Source organism: Streptomyces composti (assembly GCF_012034205.1).
Taxonomy (GTDB): domain Bacteria; phylum Actinomycetota; class Actinomycetes; order Streptomycetales; family Streptomycetaceae; genus Streptomyces; species Streptomyces composti.
This window is the reverse complement of record NZ_JAATEM010000070.1, coordinates 1-3636: the sequence shown is the minus strand read 5'-3', so window position 1 is coordinate 3636 and position 3636 is coordinate 1. Positions and strand designations below refer to the sequence as shown.

The window sequence follows — 3636 nt, the reverse complement described above, 5'->3', positions numbered from 1 at the left end:
CTCCTCACCTCAGCAGCACACCTCCACACCCACGGCCGGCCCATCAACTGGCCCACCCCGCGCACCAACCGCGTCACCGACCTCCCGACCTACCCGTTCCAGCACGAGCGGTACTGGATCAACCCGACCACGACCGGTTCCCCGGACACCGCCGACACCCGCTTCTGGGAGGCGGTCGAGAACGAGGACTGGGAGTCGCTCGGCCGCACGCTCTCGGTGGAGGGCGATGCCCCGCTGAGTACGGTGCTCGCGGCGCTGGCGTCCTGGCGGAAGAGCCTGGATCGTGTGTCGACAGTGGACAACTGGCGCTACCGGGCGGCATGGAGGCCGATCGCCGATCCGCAGGCCGGACCGGTCGGTACCTGGCTGGTCGTGGTTCCCGTCGGCCAGGAGGACGACGCGCTGGTGGGTGCTGTCACCCGCGCTGTACGGGGGCGGCAGGTCGTGCTGGACCCGTCCGAGGCGGACCGCGCGCGCTACGCCGAGCAAGTCTCCGACGCTTTAAGCTTGGGTGATGACAACGCTGCCGTGACCGGCGTGCTGTCCCTCCTCGCGCTGGGCGGCGACGACGTGGCCCCGGCGGCGCCGGCGCTCGCTCTCTTCCAGGCGCTGGGGGACGCCGGTGTGCAGGCCCCCCTCTGGTGTGTCACCCAGGGCGCGGTCAGCACGGGCAGCTCCGATCCGCTCACCCGGCCCGCCCAGGCGCAGGTCTGGGGCCTGGGCCGGGTCGCCGCGCTGGAGCACCCCGACCGCTGGGGTGGGCTCGTCGACCTGCCCGAACAGCTCGACGAGCGCGGCGCCGCACGCCTGCGTGCCGTACTGGCCGCTCCGTCCGGCGGTGAGGACCAGGTGGCGGTCCGCGAGGCCGGTGTCCTCGCGCGCCGACTGACCCGGGCGGCAGCCGGCAGCGGTAGGGCCTGGCAGCCGCGCGGCACCGTCCTGATCACCGGCGGTACCGGCGCGCTCGGCGCCCACGTGGCGCGCTGGGCTGCCCAGAACGGCGCCGAGCACCTCGTCCTCGCCAGCCGGCGCGGCGGCGAGGCCCCCGGGGCTACCGCCCTGCACGACGACCTCACCGCGCTGGGCGTCACCGTGACCCTCACCGCCTGCGACGTCACCGATCCGGACGCCGTACGTGCTCTCGTCTCCGCGCACCCCGGCCTGACCGCCGTGGTCCACACCGCGGGTGTCCTCGACGACGCGGTGCTCGACCGGCTCACCACCGAGCGCCTCGACGACGTCCTGCGTCCGAAGGCCACCGCCGCCGCGCTTCTCGACCGGTGCACGCGTCACCTCGACCTCGACGCGTTCGTCCTGTTCTCGTCGGTGGTCGGCACGCTGGGCCGGGCCGGGCAGGGGAACTTCGGTGCGGCCAACGCCCACTTGGACGCGCTCGCCGAGCAGCGGCACGCGCTCGGGCTGCCCGCCACCTCCGTGGCATGGGGCCCCTGGGACGCGGACGGAATGGCGGCAGGCGAGGTCGCCGAGCAACTGCGGCGGCGCGGGCTGCCGGCCCTGGCGCCCGACCTGGCGCTCACCGCGCTGGGAGAGGCCGTCGGGCGCGGCGAGGCGACGGTGACCGTCGCCGACATCGACTGGGCGCGGTTCGTGCCGGCGTACACCGCCGCCCGTCCCAGCGCGCTGATCTCCGACCTGGCGGACGTACGGGAGCTGCGGGCCGAGTCCGGCGCCCAGCGAGTCGGCGACGACGCCACGTGGACGGCGCAGAATCTGTCGGGCCTCTCCGACGCCGAGGCCGAGCGGCTGCTGCTGGACCTGGTGCGGACGCAGGCGGCCGCCGTGCTCGGGCACGCCTCCGCGGACGCGGTGAACGCCTCGCACGCGTTCAAGGACATCGGTGTCGACTCGCTGACCGCGGTCGAGCTGCGCAACCGGCTCGTCGCCGTCACCGGCCTGAAGCTGCCGCCGACGCTGGTGTTCAACCATCCGACGCCGCAGGCGCTGGCCCGCTTCCTGCACACGCAGGCGACCGGCACGCCGGAGTCCGCCTCCGTGCGCCCTGTGCCGGTCCCGGTGGGTGCCGCGGCCGAGGACGACCCGATCGCGATCGTGTCCATGGCCTGCCGCTATCCCGGCGGGGTGCGCTCGCCGGAGGACCTCTGGCAGCTGCTCACCGACGGCCGGGACGCGGTGTCCGTGTTCCCCACGGACCGCGGCTGGGACATCGACGCGCTCTACCACCCCGACCCGGAGCGCGCGGGCACGTCGTACGTCCACGAGGGCGGATTCCTGTACGACGCTGGCGAGTTCGACGCCGAGTTCTTCGGGATCTCGCCGCGTGAGGCGCAGGCGATGGACCCGCAGCAGCGCCTTCTGCTGGAGACGTCCTGGGAGGTGTTCGAGCGGGCCGGGATGGATCCGCGGTCGGTGGCCGGCAGCCAGGCGGGCGTCTTCGTCGGTGTGGCGTCGCAGGACGAGTACGGGCCGCGCATGAGCGAGGCACCCGAAGGGTTCGAGGGGTACCTGCTCACCGGCACCGCGGCGAGCGTGATCTCCGGCCGGGTGGCGTACACCCTCGGTCTGGAGGGCCCGGCCGTCACGGTCGACACGGCCTGCTCGTCCTCGCTGGTCGCCCTGCACATGGCCGTCCAGGCGCTGCGCGACGGCGAGTGCACGCTCGCGCTCGCGGGCGGCGTCACCGTGATGGCCTCGCCGGGGACGTTCGTGGAGTTCAGCCGGCAGCGGGGGCTCGCTCCCGACGGCCGCAGCAAGTCGTTCTCCGCGGCGGCCGACGGCACCAGCTGGGGCGAGGGCGCCGGTGTCCTGCTCCTGGAGCGGCTGTCGGACGCCCGGCGCAACGGGCATCCGGTCCTGGGCCTGGTGCGCGGTACGGCGGTCAACCAGGACGGCGCCAGCAACGGCCTCACCGCCCCCAACGGCCCCTCGCAGGAGCGGGTCATCCGCCAGGCGCTCGGCCGGGCCCGGCTGACCGCCGCCGAGGTCGACGCCGTCGAGGCGCACGGCACCGGCACCCGGCTCGGCGACCCGATCGAGGCGCAGGCGCTGATCGCCACGTACGGGCAGGACCGGCCGGACGGACAGCCGCTGCTGCTCGGCTCCCTGAAGTCGAACATCGGGCACACGCAGGCCGCGGCGGGCGTGGGCGGAGTCATCAAGATGGTGATGGCGATGCGCCACGGTGTGCTGCCGAGGACGCTGCACGTGGACGAGCCGACGCCGCACGTCGACTGGTCCGCCGGTGCGGTGACGCTGCTGCGGGACGCGGTCGAGTGGCCGGAGACCGGACGGCCCCGCCGAGCCGGTGTGTCGTCGTTCGGTGTGAGCGGCACCAACGCCCACGCGATCATCGAGCAGTTCGAGGAGGAGCCGGCCGTCGTCGGCACGTCCGACGCCGTGTCGGGGCCGCTGCCGTGGGTCCTCTCCGGCCAGGGCACGGACGCCCTGCGGGCGCAGGCCGAGCGGCTGCGGTCGTTCGTCGCGGCTCGGCCCGAACTCCCCACGGCCGACCTGGCGTTCTCGCTCGGCACCACGCGGGCCGCGCTGGACGACCGGGCCGCCGTGGTCGCGGAGGACCGGTCCGACTGCCTCGACGCGCTGGGCGCGCTCGCGCGCGGCGAGGCGGACAGCCGGGTCCTGACCGGGTCCGTGGACCCT

General features: G+C 74.6%; 1 protein-coding gene. It reads left to right on the top strand.

Features of this window, described 5'->3' with window-relative positions; all coding sequences use genetic code 11:
• The coding region (locus tag HCJ93_RS28955; RefSeq protein ID WP_167998793.1) for an SDR family NAD(P)-dependent oxidoreductase at window positions 1-3636 on the top strand (3636 nt) is incomplete at both ends.